This window comes from Neobacillus sp. SRL179 (assembly GCF_984799095.1).
Window position 1 is genome coordinate 2,016,653 of record NZ_OZ481792.1, and the last position, 17,771, is coordinate 2,034,423.

Here is a 17,771-nt window from a genome sequence, read left to right on the forward strand (position 1 = left end):
GGGAAGCCCTGCGCCAGGGAAATAAGCAAATTAATGGGTAGCACGTATGGTTTTATTTTCTTTCAATGGCTCACGGTTAACACCAAAATGCTGTTTAAGTATAAGAGCTGGACCACCCAGATTAAACAGGTACCGAGCCTCAATCACAAGTTTCATAAACGCTCCAATAAAGCCTGAGAGACGGACTTTACCTACTAAGCCAACACCTGCTTTAAGTCCAATCGATGCGACCGTACCTTTGTGGTGATATTCAAAAGCGTTTAAGGATTCTCCACGAAGGGAAGCAACAATATTTTTTGCACAAACAGGTGCTTGTTGCAGTGCTACTTGTGCAGTCGGTGCTAAGGCATTCTTATCATCTTTCATAAAACATGAGCAGTCACCCAAACTAAAGACGTTTTTCATATTTTTAACGCGAAGATAGGAGTCAACGGCGATTTTACCCCTTTCAATTGGTAAGCCCCAATTATGAACAATCGTGTTTCCTTTTACACCGCAAGACCAAATTAACGTTTTAGTAAGAATCTCCGCATTGTTTTCAAGTACGACTTTTTCAGGGGTAAGTTCAAGTATTTTTCGACCAGTGATTAATTCGACATTAAGCATTTCTAAGACTTCCGTTGTATATTCAATGGACTGTTTTGGAAAGAACGGAAGAACTGATGGTGCTGCTTCAATGGCCATAATTTTCACTTTTTCAAATGGGATATTATGTTCTTTACATAATTTTGGTAATCCATCAGCCAATTCACCAATCATCTCAACTCCGGTGAAACCTCCTCCGGCCACAACAAACGTTAACCTAGCAGGGTCTTGATCTTGTTTATATAGGTTAAATTGTTTGATAATCTGATGGTAAATAGCTTTTGAGCTTCTAAAGCTGCGAATTTGAAAGGCATGTTCTTTAATACCGGGAGTACCATAGGTTTCAACTTCAAATCCTAGCGCTATCAACAAATAGTCATAGCTAACGGTTTCGCCGCCCTCAAGGTGAACTTCTTGTGTATGAATATCAACAGATGTAACAGCTGCCTGTACAAATCGAGTTTTATCCGGATTAATAAGTTCTGGTATGGACATAGCAATTTGCCGGTCGGCCGCTGTTCCAACTCCTGTCTTATGGAGCTGTGTTGTAATATAGTGGTACTCATGTTTATTAATGAGCGTAACTTCTGCCTCACCGGAATTTAATAGTTTTTCAAGACTTTTACTTGTAATAATTCCACCATATCCGGCTCCTAAGATAACGATTTTTGGTTTGTTCATTTTAGGTCACTCCCATACCCTTAATATATTTATATATTGTGATATATTTCACAAATGTAGCGAAAAAATAAAAGCAGTTGCTCCGGTTGATATTGTGAATTATTTCACATGTTGTTTATATTCATAGAATACGCTACTTTAATTCAAAACACAAGGACTTTTTAACTAAAAAATTGTCGAATTGGTAAATTTTTTTTAAAAAAAGTGGGGATGATATTCTCATGCTGAGTAAAAGTAGCATTATTTTAGGGAAATGGAAGGAGATATGTATGAAACTGAATATTTTATTTATGACTTTAGCATTATTTCTGCTGCCAAATTTTGCGGCAGCAAATGAGCAGGTACCTGTCAACCAAGACGAGAAACCATGTGATTGTGAGGGGCATAAACACCATCACATGAAGCATAAAGATTGGCATGCGATGATGGCACAAAGAGAGCGGCAGCTTCTTTCCTGGGTCGATCAGTATACTCCGGATAAAAAAGCTGAGTGGACTAAAGTATTGGAGGAGAAGAAGAACCTTCGAACCCAATGGATGAGTCCTGAAAATAAAACTAAAAGGGAACAATGGAAAAAAGAAAATATGGTTAAATATGAAGAATTAAAGAAGCAAGTTGATGAAGGAAAACTAACAAAAGAAGAGTTTATGAAGAAATTACATGGCGGTAAACAAATGGGACATTGGAAGACATTTCATGAATTACGCATGGCTGTCGAGAAAAAGGATAACCAACAAGCAGTCACCCTGCTAAATCAACTCTTAGAGCAAACAAAGGAACATAACCAAAGGTTGAAAGAAAAGCTAAGTAAGTAAGGGCAAACTCTAAAAAGTCAATTTCAAATGAAATTGGCTTTTTACGTTGTTTATTTGTAAACAAGAAAGGGTACACCATTTTAAAGTGTTAATTTTTAGAATACTAAAATGGTTGGTTGATGGGAATATTTAAAAAGCAGGATTATTCAAAGGAGGTTTTTTTGATGAAAAGAGGATTATTAATGACAACTATTGGTTTAGGAGCAGCATATTTACTTCGAAATCCGGAATCAAGAAAAAAATTAATGAATCAATTTCAAGCTTTAACAGAAAGATCTAATAAGTCGTAATCAAAAAGCATCCCCTTCAGGTATGCAGGGGATGCTTAAGCATGTTCTATTTTTTTAAATCAATTTTATCTTGTTTCACCTCTTTAATTTCTTCCTTTATCTCACCCTTAATGTCATCAGCTATTCCCTCAGTTGCCTTTTTAAATTCACGCAGTGAATTTCCGAAAGCACGTCCTATTTCAGGGAGCTTACTTGGTCCAAAGATGACTAAAGCGACAATGAGGATCAAAATTAATCCTGGAACACCAATATTAGAAAACATTTTTCCAACTCCTAAAATATGAGTTTTAAGTATTCAATTGATTATTATAACGTATTTTCCTAAATAGTACTAATCATAGTTACTACAAACTAGCATGAATCATAAATAAAATTAAGAAAGTGATTGCAAGTTTAAAGTGCCATTTCTGATCTTTTCTTTTATATCGTTTTAAACCCATATAAAGTAGAAAAGGTAAGACTAGACTTGTCATTACTCCTGAAATGTAAGTAAAGTCAAGCTTAAAACCTCTTATTACAGCCATATAAGCATGAAGGATAACTACTCCTGTGGAAATCAGGGCGATAGGAGCGTGCCATTTCCTTACTTGTTTGCCAATAAACTGTAACAATGTTTTTAATTGAATTTTGCCCCACTGAATCTCTTTTACCTTTTTTGATTTCATTAAAATGAAGATGGGATAAATAGCTAAGACGGCAAAAAATCCAATCCGAGATATTGAGCCAATTTCCTTAAATGTGCCTTTATATTGCCGGAAGTCTTCAGCCATTAATTGGCTGCGAAATAAATAAGTAGAAAAGATGCCTGCTGAGATGAGAAGAACCGTTACTAATAAAGATTTGACAATTAATCCACGCTCTTTCGTATTGGCGATAAACTTCACCAAGAAACCCGCTTTTTTGTTCGAAATTGAACCTTGAGCCATGCCCAACACCTGCCATTTATCGTCTTTTATTATCATCATAAACTATAATTATGAAATTATTATGAAATCGTAAAATTAATAAAAAAAATAACAGCCGATTCATGAGTAACCGGCTGTTATTATGTATTAGATAATTAAGTCTGACTGTACGTATTGATATAAAAGTTTTGCAGTATTCTCAATAGATGATTGGTGTGTCCGTTCAAAGGCATGAGACGAGTCAATGCCAGGCCCAATTAAGCCATGGACAATGTCGTGACCTGAGCGGATGGCAGCGGAGGCATCGGAGCCATAGTATGGATAAATATCTAATTTATATTCAATCTGGTTTGCCTCGGCAAGCTTGACTAAATGTTTCCGCAATTCATAGTGATAGGGACCGCTTGCATCCTTTACACAAATGGAGACGGTGTACTCATCTGTTGACTGTCCATCTCCCATGGCTCCCATATCAACCGCTAAATATTCTACGGTTTCCGGTGTAATATTCGAGTTACCCCCATAGCCAATTTCTTCATTGTTAGAAATGAGAAAGTGGGTGGTATAAGGTAACGTTATACCTTCTGTTTTAATTTGCTTTATTAATTGGAGAAGAATTCCCACGCTTGCTTTATCGTCTAAATGTCGGGATTTAATGAAGCCGCTTGGCGTGATCTCTACACGAGGATCAAACGAAACAAAATCGCCTACTTCAATTCCCAGTGCACGGACGTCTTTAGCATTTTGAACTTTTTCATCGATGCGGATTTCGATATTCTCCTGATTTCGTTCAGCTTTCCCGGCATCTTTATAGACATGCACGGACGTTTGATGCATTAAAATTGTACCTGTGAATTTTTTGCCGCTGCTTGTTTCAATCTGGCAGTATTCACCCTCGATCGAGTTATATTTAAAGCCTCCAATTAAATCAATCTTTAATCGGCCATTTGATTTTACTTCCTTCACCATGGCACCAAGTGTATCGACGTGTGCCGTCAGCATCCGGTGCCTGCTTGAATCTTTTCCTTCAATGGTGGCAATTAGCCCGCCTTTGCGGTTTCTTACCGATTTAATCTGTAAATCAGCCAAGAAATTTTCCACAAAGGTAATCACTTCATTTGTATTACCCGATGGGCTCGGAATCGAGACTAAGTCTTTTATTATGTTTACTGTTTCTTCTATGTTTGTATTTGCCACAGCAAGTACCCCTTTCTGAATTTTCATTCTTAATTATTATACCTAAAAACAAATAAGCATGCGTTTTTTAACCATTTTTGGTCAACTTTTTTCAAATTTTTTCATAGGTTAATCATGTGATGTTTTTTACGGATAAAAAAGAAGGAATTGGGCATGAATGGAACATTCGAATTTTTAGAAAAAAAGTGGGTAAATAACTTGTTGAACACCGTAAACAAATGGGAGGAGAAAAAAGTTGACCAGATTAGAACTATATAACCATAAGCCAAGGCAATTATCCTGGAAAGGTCCATTTTATTTCATTTTATTTAGCATGATTTTAATTACAGGTTTTGTTATCTTTCGCCATTACTATCAGAGTACGATTAAAATAGAAGCTCCAGCCGAGATTTTAGGGGACAAGGTAGTGATCCAGCTGCCAAACGGACAAAAGGTTTATACGTATGACAATTTTATTATTGAGAAAAATGGGAAAACCTTTTATAAAGGCGAGCGGAATACCATCAATTTAACGGGCGGCACCGTTGCCTACGAAGAGTGGAAATAATGTATAAAAAAATGCATCAAAGCCGAAAATAGCTGCTTTGATGCATTTTTTTATTTAAACCATCCTTTTTTCTTAAACCAAATCGTCATCCCAACCACCACTAAAAACATGACAATCAGTGTCGCAAAATAACCGTACTTCCATGTTAATTCAGGCATATAGTGAAAGTTCATTCCATATAAACCAGCAATGAAGGTAAGCGGCATGAACAGGGTGGTAATAACAGTTAATACCTTCATCACATGATTGGTTTGATGGGAGTTAATCGAAATATAACTATCTCGAATATCTGTTGTCAATTCGCGATTGGCTTCAATCATTTCCGTTAGCTTGAGTAAATGGTCATGGATATCGGAAAAATATTCCTTTTTCCCCTGTATGTAGGTAACCCGTTGAGAGTTTAGAATTCTATAAATGAGATCGCGCATGGGTGTAATCGTATGCCGCAATGAAAGCAAATGATGCCGCGTATCAAATAAATCATCCAGCAAGGCTTCCATCGTCCTGCCTTTTGAATTTTCATCAATTTCATTAAGCATGTCTTCAATTTGATAAACAAGTGGGAAATAATTATCCACCATTTTATCTAATACAAAGTATAAAACATGAGAGGGATCCCACTTGTTCATGTTTTGAGAATCTGTAAACCGCCGCCACACCTCATCAATTTCCGGCGATGGCTGATAATGAAATGAAACAATGTAATTTTTGCCGAGAAAGAAATCTACTTCCTCTCTAGTGATGGTTTTTGGATTAAGAGCTTGGGTAACAAAAAAAGTATAGCCATCATAATAATCGAGCTTTGGACGCTGCAAATTATAGATGCAATCTTCAATAGCTAATGGGTGGAAAGAAAGGGGAATTTCCAAAAGATTTATTTCCTCTTTTGTAGGATTGTAAAAATCGATCCAATACCACTGGTGGTCCCCATTCATTAGTTTGGATATTTCTAAGTCTTGGAAAATATGATCTGTCTTATCTACTGCAATGGTTCTTATCATAAAATGCTCCTTATCGCTAAGTTACTAAATTTAATATAAAGGAAATTTTTATTAAAAACAGCATGTTTCAATGCAGTTTATCATTATTTTTGTAGAAAATGCTTTTGCGAACCCATTTTTTATGGTTTTTTCGATTCTTGATGGTTTGATAAAGACTTTGTAAACCTAGAATCAATACGGTGATGATTCCACTAAATACAATAAGAACAGCAAAGTATTCGAAGGGGTTATAGAACTTAAAATGGCTCCATTTGATTTTTCCTACTAAATCATGTGTAAAGAGATTCATGCTAAATATTCCACAAATTACTGTAAATAAGGTCAAAATGAGCAGCAAAAAGCTGTCTCTTTTAGCGACAATATTTTCTTCATATTTAAAAAGACTTGAGAGAATTTCTTTTGTATTCAGATATAACAAGTCAATTTGAAGATGTTGCCTTAGTTGTTTAAAAAGTTCTTGACCAATCGATTGGGCTGGATAAATATTAAAAAAATAATTTGAGGTAAAAGAATTAATCGTATAAATTAAATGTTTGAATTCGTTGTTTGCCTTGTCCATGTTTATAGCGGAATACGTACGAGCAATTTTTAACAGGACAAGCTTATGAAATAAATGAATCAGGACTACATAATAAAAAGGGCCATAAAAGTGGCTGATGAGTGACGCAGTTTGAGTTGGATTGTCATTTGTAACCATTGAAAAGCTTAGATCATCAAAAACAGTATAGGTATCAATTTTTTCTTGTTCCTCGAAAGAAAGCAGGGATTGTACATACATTTTATGGGGAGTAAGCAGGGATGGAGCTTCCTTATCAATAAAACTCTCCATATCCGGAAATAAACAGGCAAACAGAAAATTCCCTATTTGAGAATAATGGATTCCGTTGCCTTCCATTTTAACCTCTTGTTCTTTATTAGCAGGGGATTCAAGTAATCGAAAGCAATCGGCAAAATCGAGAGCTTGTGAAAAAGGTAAGTGGTTAGTCTCTGTTCTAATTGTTAAAATTCCAAGCTCGAAAGGACAAATAAACAGATCAACCGAATGAATTTGAAATGGAATCGATCTGGATTTAACAATTAACTGTTCCTTCCTGTTGAGAATTTTTGTATACCGTTGCAAGCCCTTTTCATCTGTTGATGGCGGAAAAAGAATCGAATTTGTTAGTGGAAGGAAAAAGGATTTCAGATTTGTATGGGATACTTGATGACTACCATAATAAGTCTTTTCATTCTGGAGATTATCTAACCGAAATAGAGTAAACTCCTGGTTCTGTAAGTAGGTAGTGAGATCCTTAGTTCTGTTGACCCTCAAAGAAATGGGAAAAATGAATTGATAGAGGGCAGTGGAAACCTGTTTTTCTTTTTTATCGATGTGCTGCATGGAAAGGGTTCCTTTCAATTTAGGGATTTCTAAAAACAAGTTTCCCACTAATCCTGAAACTTAACCAATAAAAAGGAAACTTTATTAAAAAAGAATATTACACAACACCATTCGGGTATTTTGTATACAGAATAAAAATCCAATTATTGCAAAACATAAAATAGAGAAAAAGTGGATAAGAGGTAAAAGAATGTCTATTAATAATGTGAAGTCTCTAAAAGAGAGTCTTAAAGAAGGATTTATTCAATCAGAGGATGTTGTCTTTAAAAAGCTTCACTCAGAAGAGAAGGTAATAGAGGCTGTCTATATTAAGACCATCAGTGATGAAACAGTCTTCTATAACCAAATCATTGTTCCCTTTTTTGAATCAATAAGTCCTTCACGTTTTTTAGCCTTTCTTCAATCACACCCGAAGGTATCACCAATTGAGAGTGAACAACAACTTGTTAACAAACTATTAAGCGGTGTTACGATTATTTTTTTTCAAAAATCCATTTTTTTGTTTGATAATAAAGCTGACCTAAGTAAACAGGGAAAAGATACAACCGTTGAAACGAGCATTCAAGGGCCGCAAGCGGGAATTACGGAAAGTATCCCAACGAACATAGGACTGATCCGCAACCGATATCCTCATGCATCATTATCTATTGAGTCTACCATTGTTGGGGCCATTTCAAAAACGAAGCTGGTAATCCTGCATGATCCCAAATTTTCGGATGAAAAAGTTGTAACACAGGTTAAAACTTTTCTTTCAGAAATTGATGTTCCCGTTTTTCAAGCAGGGGAGGAGCTGTTGAACTATATTAAAAAAAACAATAAAGCATTTTTCCCGCTCTTACTGGTTACCGAAAGACTGGATCGGGTGATCGTTAATTTAGCTGGTGGAAAAGTCATTTTACTAATTTCAGGTTCTCCCTTTGCTGTTATTTTACCAACAGTAATGAAAGATTTTATGGCTTCAATGGAAGATAGCTACCAAACTTATTGGGTTGGACGTTTTTTACAGTGCCTGAGATATATTGGTTTAGTGATTAGCCTTTTATTACCGGGTGCATATGTAGTTGTTACTAGTTATAATCCGGAATTGGTTCGAGTCCAATTAGCCTTATCGATTGCAGGAAGCAGGGCAGCGGTACCTTACCCGGCTTTTATTGAAGTGTTTTTAATGCTCATGGTGATGGAATTATTAACAGAAGCAAGTATCCGCCTCCCCAAAGCTATTGGACCTACCGCAACAACTGTAGGAGGGTTAATCTTAGGTCAAGCAGCCACTCAAGCTGGGCTGGTAAGTGATATCATGATTATCATTGTTTCAGCAGTCGCCATTTCAAACTTTGTCGTTCCAGTTAATACCTTCAGTTTCGCAATTAGAATTGTAAAATATGTCATTCTAGCCTTATCTACCATTTTTGGGTTAATCGGTCTGGTGTTAGGGTTTTTCCTGTTTCTTGCTTATATGGTCAAGCAGGATAGCTTTGGACAGCCGTTCTTTACCTTAATCCAAAGTAAACCAAGAAGCAAATAACCACCGAACCATGAGGAGGGAGGGGGATGAATCGTTATTTTCTATATTTAGTGTTTTTGAATATGCTGACTAATGTAATTATCTTTGTTCCCAAAATACTTATTGAAGACCGCTACAATGGTGCTGTAAGTGGAATGCTCATAGCCATCCCAATTAGTCTTACACTTACTTTTCTATATAGCAGAGCATTTGGCAGATTCCCAGAAAAGGGTCTAACAGATATTCCTAAGGGATCTAAGGTTTGGATAAAAAACCTTTACCTGGGTATCATTCAAATTTTATGGTTTTCAGCAGGACTAATAACGATCATCGGATTTATTGACATTTTAAGCCGATTTGTAAACCCGGATATGCCTAGATTACTTATTTTGATTGTTTATTTAGCCGTTATTTTCCTAATTATTCAGCTTCCATCAGAAAAGGTCATGTATTTTCTTGAAATCGTCCTGTTTCTTTGTGTCCCGTTAATTGCCTTTATCATAATCAAAGCGGTAACCAGTCAATTTCTAATATGGGATTCCATCCTTGAGGCTGGAACATATATCTTTGTGAAACCCAGCCTTAAAGCAATTGCGTCAGCAACTTATGTTTTTACCGGATATACCAATCTGATCATCTTTAATCGGGTGATCAAAGAAAAAATTAAAATGAGAAATTATCTAATGATCTTGTTTATGGGGACTGTAAACCTAATGACTACGTTCTTTATACCAATTGGAATACATGGTTCTGATGGAGCACAAGAATTGCTGTATCCTTGGATAAGTACGGCAGATTCCCTTCGTTTGCCCTATGGACCAATTGAACGGGTTATATTCATTTTTTTAATGTTATACATGGTGGTTTCCCTTTTGAGTATCTCCATCCATTGGCATATATCCCTAGAGTTAGTAAAGGGGATATTTAAGGAAAAAAAGTTCCCAAAGAACTTTAATTGGTTAATTCTTTCAATCTACACTGCGGTTGCCGTCATAAGTGTCATTTATTTAAATACGTTTGTTTTGAATAAATTGACAGTTTATTGGCTGATGATCCGTTTCTTCTGTGAAATCCTCGTTGTTCTATTATTTTGTTTTTGGGCGAGGAGGCAATCAGCATGAGAAAGGGCAAATGGAAAACAGTTATATTTATTTGTGTAATGACTTTATTAATAAGTGGCTGCGGTTATAAAGATATCGATAAACGGCTCTTTGTCGTAAGTATTGGAGTGGATCTGGCAAAAAATAGTCCAAAGAAATACCTTATCAGTCTAAAGTTTGCTATTCCTTCTGGTGGTCCAGAGAAAAAAAATGAGTTCATGATTATTACGGAAAAAACTGATTCTATGGCCGAGGCAGTAAGAATTATAAAAACAAGAATTGATAAGGAAATAGATTTCAGTCATGCAAAGGTTTTCGTTTTTAGTGAAGAAATGGCAAAACAAAAAAATAATGCAGGACTATATTATTGGTTTTCAAGAAGAAGAGATGTACAAGAAATTGCCAATGTTGCAATTGGCAAGCCAAGTGCATTGGATGTACTTAAAGTGAAGCCAAAATCTGAGCTGCTTCCTGGCAATGCTCTAATCCTTGCATTACCAAAGGATGGAACAGAAACCCCCTATATTATCTCAGAATATTACTTTGATATGAAAAAACGATTAATCGAAAGAGGTCTGGATCCGATCCTGCCAATTGTTGAAGCAAAAAAGGATTTACTCGAAATCAATTCAGCTGGAATTTTTAATAAAAGCAGTCTAATCCTCAATTTAGCTCAAGAAGAGACCAAAATGTTGAGCTATGTACTAAACAATGAGGAGAAAAGTGCTTTATGGATCAGAAAAGGCGAGGCTAAATTTATCGTTGACACGCAAAAGGTAAAAACAAAATATCGGATCTATACCCCAAAAGGAAAAAAGCCTTATATTAAAGTGGATGTAAAAGTAAAAGGGAGAATTGAGGAAACCACCGTTCCTATAGCAAACGAACATTTAACACCATTTGAAAAAGCTGCGGAAAACCAGATAGCAAAGGATATAAAAAAAGTATTAGTTAAAATACAAAAAGCTAATCTTGACCCTGTGGGGTTTGGACTCCGTTATAGAGCCCGCCAATTTAATAAAAACGACTGGGAAGAATGGAAACACATTTATCCTAATATTACATTTAAGGTAAATACAAAAGTGGAAATTGAGGATACGGGATTAATTGAATAAAAAAATGAGGAGGCACTCCGTTTACTGGATTGACTCCTCATTTGGTTTTAGTTATTTATGCGTTTGGTGAAGTTTCCTTATTCCTCATTGCTAAAGGAATATACACGCAGAATGGTTCACTTTCCATATAGTCACCAGTTACTGCATAGGTTCTTGAGCGGGAGCCGCCGCAAATCTTGTTGTATTCGCATACGCCGCATTTGCCCTTATAGTTGTCAGGCTGACGAAGCTCCTTAAATACTTTTGCCTCACGATATATTTCTGCTAGTGGAGTATCACGGATATTGCCACCGACTATAGGTAGTAAGCCGCTTGGCATAACATCTCCAGTGTGAGAAACAAACGCAAAACCATTTCCGTCGTTTACCCCTTTTGGTGCCCGTTTTAAACCATCATGCATGGAGGCGAAATCAGTTGTAATCGTATCTTCGTAATGAAGGTCACCTTTTTCTACTAAATGGTCACGTTGTTTTTGTTGAAGAACAACTCTGCGATAATGCTGGGCAGCTGTTGTTTTAATATCATATGGTGCAGTTTTACTTAAGTCGTACAGCCAGCGGAATACCTTTTCATGTTCAGCAGGTGAGATACAGGCGTCCATTTGGCCTCTGCCGGTGGGAACGAGTAAGAAAATGTACCACATGACAGCCCCTAGCTCTTCGACTAGTTTTGACATTTGTTCAAGAGAATCATAATTATAGCGAGAAATAACAGTATTGATTTGTAACGGCATGTCTAGTTCATTCAGGTATTTAATTTTTTCTACGGTTAAATCAAAAGATCCAGGAGTTCCACGGAAATGGTCATGAATCTCTGGTGTCGGTCCGTCTAAACTAAAGCCCCAGCGAGATAATCCAACTTCCTTGAAAAGTTTCATTTTTTCTTTTGTGACATTATCGGTAGCACTAGGTGTCATTGAGACCCGCATACCTTTTTTGATTGCATAATCAGCAAGCTCATAGAGATCCTCTCTCATCATACAATCTCCGCCCGTGAAAACAAGCATTGGATTATCCATTTCATAAATTTGGTCAATTAAGTTAATACCTTCTTCATGTGTTAATTCCCGTGGATCTTTGGTAAGCTGTGCATCTGCACGGCAGTGAACACACTTAAGTTGACACGCTCTAGTTACTTCCCAAATGACAATAAATGGATTTACATCATAGTCGATTCCCTTACTCATTCCATGTGGGTGTCCCATTGCATGTGGATGGCCCTTACTAATACCTTGCATTTTCATCACCAAAATTCATTATATTTTTAATATCATTAAAAATGTTTCTATAGTTTTATTATAAATTTGAGTTTTCATTGTGGATGGTTGGTTTGTTACAATATTTCTACATTCCAAAAAAAGCGTTACAAACGCCTTAAACTATTACAATTCTGTTACAAGTTTAGAAGTAATTGCTTTATGATTGGTGTGTTCACCTTTATACTAGAAAGTAGCTGCTTTCTTAGCAGACTTCCTATGAGCTTATAGTATGATAGAATCGGAAAGGAGAGGCCGATGATAAAAAGGATCATAAGCATATGTATATTACTTTTAATCATTGTAATAGGTTTCCTTCAAAAGGATACACTGCTCGAACTTGTTAAAGGGGGCGGGAGTTTATCCGTTTTAATTAGTATGCTGTTAGTAGCTATTTGTGTGTTCTTTCCTATTATTCCTTTTCCAGTATTAGCAGGAGTGATAGGGGCCGTGTTTGGCACCGCTCAAGGTGTTTTTATTTCCTTAGCTGGTGCAATGGCAGGTACCATGTGCTTCTTCTTGTTAAGCAGATATGGGTTTCGTGATTGGGCAGTAGAAAAACTATCTAAATACCCAAAAGTGAAAGAATATGAGGAATTTCTTAACCGCCACTCTTTTATGTCCATCTTAACCTGCCGTTTAATTCCGATTATTCCAGCACCAATTGTCAATATTATTTGTGGCTTGAGTCATGTTAAAATGATTACGTTTTTTATTGCATCAACGCTTGGGAAGATTCCCAACATTTTAATTTTGTCGTATGCAGGTTCGCTGTTTAGTGATAATAAACTTTATAGTTTTGGGATTTATGGTGTTTATGTATTAATTATATTTTTGATAAACTTAGTCATTATCTATCGAAAAACGGGGCATAAATCCATTGACTAAATGACTTCTTGGATATTCGAATCCGTTTGTTTATTGACAATGATCGTTTCTTTAAAAAAGCTTTTTAAAATGAGCCATTTGGCTGGATAGGTATAGATAAAATCTTCCATTGTTTGCATAGAGTAATAAATAAAACAGTCAAAGCCACTTTTCTTTTTCTTTAAATCATACAACAGGGCGTGGGGTATGGTGTAATAGTCATTTAATTGATAGGGATTTAGTGTAATCACCTGAATGTTTTGCTCAGTTAGGTATGTCTTAATGGTTTGTTCCTGCAAAATAGTACTTTCTTCCTTTGTGCGTCCTTCTAAACAAATCCTGTCATTAATAAAATAAATGCCGTTCAAACATAACATCCTTTCATTACCTTTATTGCTACTGTTATTGACAGGGTTTTAGAGAAGTATACGCAGAAAAAAATAACGTGAAAAGAAAGGTGGATTTACATATGTCTACTTGGACTAAAAACGGATTTAACATTAGTACAGATAAGACTCTTCTTGATCTTCATGTCATTCATCAATTTCTTAGCGAAGAATCCTATTGGGCAAAAGGGATCACACGAGATTCTGTGGCTAAAGCGATTGAACATTCAACTATTTGTTTTGGGTTGTTTAAGGGCAATCCGAGAATAGGGAAAGTAAATCAAATCGGTTTTGTTCGGGCAGTGACGGATTTTGTCAGGTTTGCTTATATAATGGATGTTTTTGTTTTAAAGGAGTATCGGGGCAAGGGGCTCTCAAAATGGATGATGGGGGTTCTAACAAATGAATCAGCCCTTAAAGATGTTAGGAAAATAGTACTTTGCACGGAAGATGCCCACGGCCTGTACTCGCAATATGGCTTTCAACAATTAAAGAATCCTGAAATCTTTATGGAGAGAATAAAACAATAATGTAGGAGTAGGAGAAATAGAAAATGGTAAGTGCAGCAGTTCATGGTTTTATATTGGCTCTAGGGTTAATTCTGCCTTTAGGTGTTCAAAATGTATTTATCTTTAATCAAGGAGCATTGCAGCAAAAATGGGTTCGCGTTCTTCCTGTCGTTTTGACTGCTTCATTATGTGATACACTTTTAATTAGTTTAGCTGTTTTTGGTGTTTCTGCGGTTGTATTCGGAATAACGTGGATAAAAGTGACCATGCTTCTTATCGGTATTATCTTTTTGCTTTATATGGGGTATTCAACATGGAAAAGTAAGCCGCCCGCGGGTGAAACAAAAGCCGTCTCAATCACACCACGGAAGCAAATTGCCTTTGCAGCATCTGTTTCCCTTCTAAATCCCCATGCCATTATGGATACAATTGGTGTCATTGGAACGAGTTCATTGTCTTATAGCGGCTCCACTAAAGTTACGTTTATGCTTGCCTGCATCCTTGTTTCATGGCTGTGGTTTTTTGGATTATCAATTGCAGGCAGACTCGCAGGAATGCTCGATCAGTCCGGGGGATTTATTCTTATTTTAAATAAATTATCTGCTCTTATTATGTGGGGAACAGCGGTTTATCTTATCTTTTCACTGTTTTAATGGATTAGACTTCACAGTTATTGGTAGTTTTATTAAGAATGAAAACTTCTGACTTGGAGGATTATAATCTTTGGGTTGATTTAAAGCCCACTATTTGTCCCAAAGAATTTGCAGTGAAATCCCAATAAATTGGAGGTCAAACACATGCAAACCACTCAACATTCGATTACACACATTAATCAATGCCGTCAGCTTTCCCAACAATTAATTCAGCAGACCCAATTAAGTAATCAGCAATACCAACAAATGCTGCAGAATGAACAGCATAATGTTCAAATGCTGGAACAAATGCTGCAAAAGGAAAGAATGGCGGTTCAAACGATTCAGCAAAGCTTACAAGGTCATAATCTGGCTATTCAAAGATGCCAAGAGGTTATTGCCCAGTGTAATCAAATGGAAAAAGAGTTAGCGGGACAAATGGGGACGGGATCATTTGGGTACCAAACTCAAATAGTTGAAAATCCAGGGTTCCAAGCACAAATGTTTCAAAACAATCAAAACCCTGTATTCCGTCAGTAGATAAACACGGAAAGGTGAGGCACAAATTATTTGTGCCCACTTTTTCGTGTTTCTTTTAAATAAAAAGGCTGTGTTAAAGATTAATGTTGATTTATAAGCACGTTGATTGGAGCGGAAATCAACAATTAAGATTAACAGAGCCAATAAAAAAATACCCGGCCGATTGCCGGGCAGTCAAACTAATCTATATTAAGGGGGGCGGAGGTTAAAGGTTCTTCCGTGAACCTATTACTATAGTAAGGGATAAATATGAACAAACTATTAAGGAAAGATTAATAGTTTAAGAAAGGTGACGTTCGTTGAAAGATTTTCATTGTTGTGCGACGTGCAAGCACTTTAAGGCTGAGAAAACCTCCAAAGGTATGAACTATTTATGCAGCCGCTTAGGTTATGAAACAAAACCAGTCTACAAATTTAAATGTTGGAATCCAAAAGAACATATAAAGAAATTGCAGGCTCAAATAAATCATAAAAATGATTATGATAGAGATGAAGGTAAAGACTAATTCAGATACGAATTAAGTCTTTTTCTGCTTTATATGATAAATGTTTATTGTTCTCGCAAAAAAGGTATGGTAGGTTGTGAATATCATTTTTAATTGGTAGTGTCTACATTGTAAACAGTTGAAATGGAAAGGAGAAGTTATCGTGGCAGCAACCCATACATTTACGAAAAGTGAGGAAGTGGCTAATTCCATTACTCATGGAATCGGGGCCTTGCTTAGTATCTCAGCATTAGTTATTTTAATCGTTTATGCATCCCTTTACGGGACCGCCTGGCATATCGTTAGCTTTACCCTATTTGGCGTAACGATGTTGATCCTCTATGTGTCATCGACATTGCTCCATAGTTTACCTGAAGGAAAGGCGAAGGATGTTTTTGAAATCTTTGATCACTCCTCGATTTACTTTTTCATTGCCGGAACGTATACACCGTTTTTATTAATTGTTATCAAAGGACCTTTAGGGTGGTCCCTATTTGGAGTCGTTTGGTTTCTTGCCGTTGCCGGAACTATATTTAAATGTTTTTTTGTGAAAAAATATTTGTTTACTTCGACTATTTTATATGTTGTGATGGGCTGGTTGATTATCTTTGCATGGAGACCGTTAAGCACCAATCTCTCCCCTGAAGGAATGGCCTATTTAATTATCGGTGGTGCACTCTATACACTTGGAGCTATTTTTTATGTATGGAGGGTCTTTAAGTATCACCATGCGGTTTGGCATTTATTCGTGATGGCTGGCAGCGTGGCCCACTTCTTTTGTGTGTTATTTTATGTATTACCGATTAAATAAAGAAACAGCACTTTAACTGGTGCTGTTTTTTTATTTATACACGCTGTTTAAAAAAATCTCTTCTAGGAATAGCTAACAGTTAAATATAAATAGGATAGAGAATTTATATACCTAAAGTGAGGGAAATGCGTGGAGGATTTTTATCAAATTTTAAGTGGTATTGAGCATAGAGGGGAAAAAGCATTAGCCACGATCGTTCGTGTCAGGGGCTCCGCTTATAAAAAAGAAGGTTCTTCGATGTTGTTTTTTGCAGATGGTTCACAAATGGGTATGTTGACAGCTGGATGCTTAGAAGAAGATTTGGCAATGAAAGTGAAGGAGGTTTTTGATAGTCAAGAACCCATCATGGTTCAATATGAATTATTTGATGAAAGTGATTTAGGCTGGGGGCAAGGGACGGGGTGTAATGGCACCATTGATATTTTAGTTGAACCGGTTACGGAAAAATTGCGGGAGGATCTTCGATGCGTAAGAAGGCTCCTCAATCGCCATAAACCCGTTATTGGCCTAAAAAAATTAGATGACCTGGGAGAATATGTTTTTATAGAAGAAGAGGGAGAACCGTTCGGAAATTGGTCGGGGTCTCTTCCTACGATAGAATTTACAACTGGAAGCAGGGGCCAATTAAGGGAGGATTCTGCCGTATTTCAGCAAACATACCTCCCGAAGCCCCGGCTGATTGTCTTTGGAGCTGGCCCGGATGCTAGACCGCTAGTTTCTTTAGCCGCAGATACAGGTTTTTCGGTAGTAGTCTGCGATTGGCGGGAAGCGTTTTGTCAGAAAAAACACTTCCCAGCTGCGGAACAACTTTTGCTTGGAAGCCCAGCGAATATATTTAAAAAAATTATCTTGTCACCATATGATTTTGTTGTGGTCATGACACATCAATTTCAAAAGGACCAAGAAATAGTTAAAAAAGTCCTCCATAAAAATATAAGATATTTAGGTGTTTTGGGGCCGGAGGAAAGAACAAAACGGCTTTTGAATAGGGAAACCATACCAGACTGGATTTGTTCACCAATGGGAGTCTCAATTGGAGCAAGAGGTCCTGTGGAAATTGCTGTTAGTGTGGTGGCCCAAATGATTGAAATGTGGAGAAAACCAGTACATGAGCGAATTGAACTATTATGGACCATTCCAGATTAACGTCACGCAATTGGTATAG

Annotated in this window: 21 protein-coding genes; 13 read left to right on the forward strand and 8 right to left on the reverse strand. The window is 36.6% G+C overall.

Features of this window, described 5'->3' with window-relative positions:
- Positions 1-30 precede the first annotated feature (30 nt).
- Complete coding sequence (locus AC4E8C_RS09935; RefSeq protein ID WP_490211944.1) at positions 31-1,266, reverse strand: NAD(P)/FAD-dependent oxidoreductase; 1,236 nt, start codon at positions 1,264-1,266, stop codon at positions 31-33.
- Positions 1,267-1,535: 269 nt separating this feature from the next.
- On the opposite strand from AC4E8C_RS09935, the gene AC4E8C_RS09940 reads away from it, so the two are divergent.
- A complete protein-coding gene (locus AC4E8C_RS09940) occupies positions 1,536-2,081 on the forward strand; it encodes a hypothetical protein (protein ID WP_490211945.1) in 546 nt (181 codons plus the stop codon).
- A gap of 164 nt (positions 2,082-2,245) precedes the next feature.
- A complete protein-coding gene (locus tag AC4E8C_RS09945; protein ID WP_490211946.1) occupies positions 2,246-2,371 on the forward strand; it encodes a hypothetical protein in 126 nt (41 codons plus the stop codon).
- Positions 2,372-2,417: 46 nt separating this feature from the next.
- On the opposite strand, the gene AC4E8C_RS09950 is transcribed toward AC4E8C_RS09945, so the two are convergent.
- From AC4E8C_RS09950 to AC4E8C_RS09960, 3 genes are all read right to left on the reverse strand, one after another.
- Entirely contained in the window at positions 2,418-2,633 is a 216-nt protein-coding gene (locus tag AC4E8C_RS09950; RefSeq protein WP_490211947.1) for a twin-arginine translocase TatA/TatE family subunit, read from the reverse strand.
- 82 nt (positions 2,634-2,715) lie between these two features.
- Positions 2,716-3,297 (reverse strand): hypothetical protein, encoded by a 582-nt coding sequence (locus tag AC4E8C_RS09955; protein WP_490211948.1) that lies wholly within the window; start codon positions 3,295-3,297, stop codon positions 2,716-2,718.
- Between the two features lie 126 nt (positions 3,298-3,423).
- The gene (locus AC4E8C_RS09960) at positions 3,424-4,458 is read right to left on the reverse strand and encodes a M42 family metallopeptidase (protein ID WP_490212520.1); all 1,035 of its coding nucleotides are present in this window, start codon (positions 4,456-4,458) and stop codon (positions 3,424-3,426) included.
- 250 nt (positions 4,459-4,708) lie between these two features.
- Between AC4E8C_RS09960 and AC4E8C_RS09965 the strand changes: the two genes are divergently transcribed.
- Positions 4,709-5,020 carry a hypothetical protein gene (locus AC4E8C_RS09965; RefSeq protein WP_490211949.1) on the forward strand — a complete coding sequence of 104 codons (312 nt, stop codon included), beginning with the start codon at positions 4,709-4,711 and terminating at the stop codon, positions 5,018-5,020.
- A gap of 50 nt (positions 5,021-5,070) precedes the next feature.
- Here the strand turns inward: AC4E8C_RS09965 and corA are convergent, their stop codons facing one another.
- Both corA and AC4E8C_RS09975 read right to left on the reverse strand, forming a co-directional pair.
- Positions 5,071-6,021: a magnesium/cobalt transporter CorA gene (gene corA, locus AC4E8C_RS09970; protein ID WP_490211950.1), complete on the reverse strand. Its 951-nt coding sequence runs from the start codon at positions 6,019-6,021 to the stop codon at positions 5,071-5,073.
- Between the two features lie 67 nt (positions 6,022-6,088).
- Positions 6,089-7,441 (reverse strand): hypothetical protein, encoded by a 1,353-nt coding sequence (locus tag AC4E8C_RS09975; RefSeq protein WP_490211951.1) that lies wholly within the window; start codon positions 7,439-7,441, stop codon positions 6,089-6,091.
- A gap of 151 nt (positions 7,442-7,592) precedes the next feature.
- Between AC4E8C_RS09975 and AC4E8C_RS09980 the strand changes: the two genes are divergently transcribed.
- Genes AC4E8C_RS09980 through AC4E8C_RS09990 form a run of 3 tightly spaced genes read left to right on the forward strand, consistent with a single transcriptional unit; the run spans position 7,593 to position 11,121 of the window.
- Entirely contained in the window at positions 7,593-8,927 is a 1,335-nt protein-coding gene (locus AC4E8C_RS09980; RefSeq protein ID WP_490211952.1) for a spore germination protein, read from the forward strand.
- A gap of 26 nt (positions 8,928-8,953) precedes the next feature.
- Positions 8,954-10,027, forward strand: coding sequence for a GerAB/ArcD/ProY family transporter (locus AC4E8C_RS09985; RefSeq protein WP_490211953.1), 1,074 nt, complete (start codon positions 8,954-8,956; stop codon positions 10,025-10,027).
- Positions 10,024-11,121 (forward strand): Ger(x)C family spore germination protein, encoded by a 1,098-nt coding sequence (locus AC4E8C_RS09990; protein ID WP_490211954.1) that lies wholly within the window; start codon positions 10,024-10,026, stop codon positions 11,119-11,121. The genes AC4E8C_RS09985 and AC4E8C_RS09990 overlap by 4 nt, the downstream gene beginning before the upstream one ends.
- A gap of 55 nt (positions 11,122-11,176) precedes the next feature.
- On the opposite strand, the gene AC4E8C_RS09995 is transcribed toward AC4E8C_RS09990, so the two are convergent.
- Positions 11,177-12,358, reverse strand: a complete 1,182-nt coding sequence (locus AC4E8C_RS09995) for a TIGR04053 family radical SAM/SPASM domain-containing protein (protein ID WP_490211955.1) — start codon at positions 12,356-12,358, stop codon at positions 11,177-11,179.
- 276 nt (positions 12,359-12,634) lie between these two features.
- On the opposite strand from AC4E8C_RS09995, the gene AC4E8C_RS10000 reads away from it, so the two are divergent.
- Positions 12,635-13,264 (forward strand): TVP38/TMEM64 family protein, encoded by a 630-nt coding sequence (locus AC4E8C_RS10000; RefSeq protein ID WP_490211956.1) that lies wholly within the window; start codon positions 12,635-12,637, stop codon positions 13,262-13,264.
- Here AC4E8C_RS10000 and AC4E8C_RS10005 read toward each other — a convergent pair.
- Positions 13,261-13,611: a hypothetical protein gene (locus tag AC4E8C_RS10005; protein WP_490211957.1), complete on the reverse strand. Its 351-nt coding sequence runs from the start codon at positions 13,609-13,611 to the stop codon at positions 13,261-13,263. The two genes, AC4E8C_RS10000 and AC4E8C_RS10005, sit on opposite strands and share 4 nt — an antisense overlap.
- A 101-nt stretch (positions 13,612-13,712) precedes the next feature.
- Between AC4E8C_RS10005 and AC4E8C_RS10010 the strand changes: the two genes are divergently transcribed.
- The 6 genes from AC4E8C_RS10010 (at position 13,713) to AC4E8C_RS10035 (ending at position 17,752) form a co-directional block, all read left to right on the forward strand.
- Entirely contained in the window at positions 13,713-14,159 is a 447-nt protein-coding gene (locus tag AC4E8C_RS10010; RefSeq protein ID WP_490211958.1) for a GNAT family N-acetyltransferase, read from the forward strand.
- A gap of 23 nt (positions 14,160-14,182) precedes the next feature.
- Positions 14,183-14,791: a LysE/ArgO family amino acid transporter gene (locus AC4E8C_RS10015; RefSeq protein WP_490211959.1), complete on the forward strand. Its 609-nt coding sequence runs from the start codon at positions 14,183-14,185 to the stop codon at positions 14,789-14,791.
- A 144-nt stretch (positions 14,792-14,935) separates the two neighbouring features.
- Positions 14,936-15,310: a hypothetical protein gene (locus AC4E8C_RS10020; protein ID WP_490211960.1), complete on the forward strand. Its 375-nt coding sequence runs from the start codon at positions 14,936-14,938 to the stop codon at positions 15,308-15,310.
- A 299-nt stretch (positions 15,311-15,609) separates the two neighbouring features.
- Complete coding sequence (locus tag AC4E8C_RS10025) at positions 15,610-15,816, forward strand: hypothetical protein (protein ID WP_490211961.1); 207 nt, start codon at positions 15,610-15,612, stop codon at positions 15,814-15,816.
- 142 nt (positions 15,817-15,958) lie between these two features.
- Positions 15,959-16,606, forward strand: coding sequence for a PAQR family membrane homeostasis protein TrhA (trhA, locus tag AC4E8C_RS10030; RefSeq protein WP_490211962.1), 648 nt, complete (start codon positions 15,959-15,961; stop codon positions 16,604-16,606).
- Between the two features lie 129 nt (positions 16,607-16,735).
- Positions 16,736-17,752, forward strand: coding sequence for an XdhC family protein (locus tag AC4E8C_RS10035; RefSeq protein WP_490211963.1), 1,017 nt, complete (start codon positions 16,736-16,738; stop codon positions 17,750-17,752).
- The last annotated feature ends 19 nt before the right edge of the window (positions 17,753-17,771 follow it).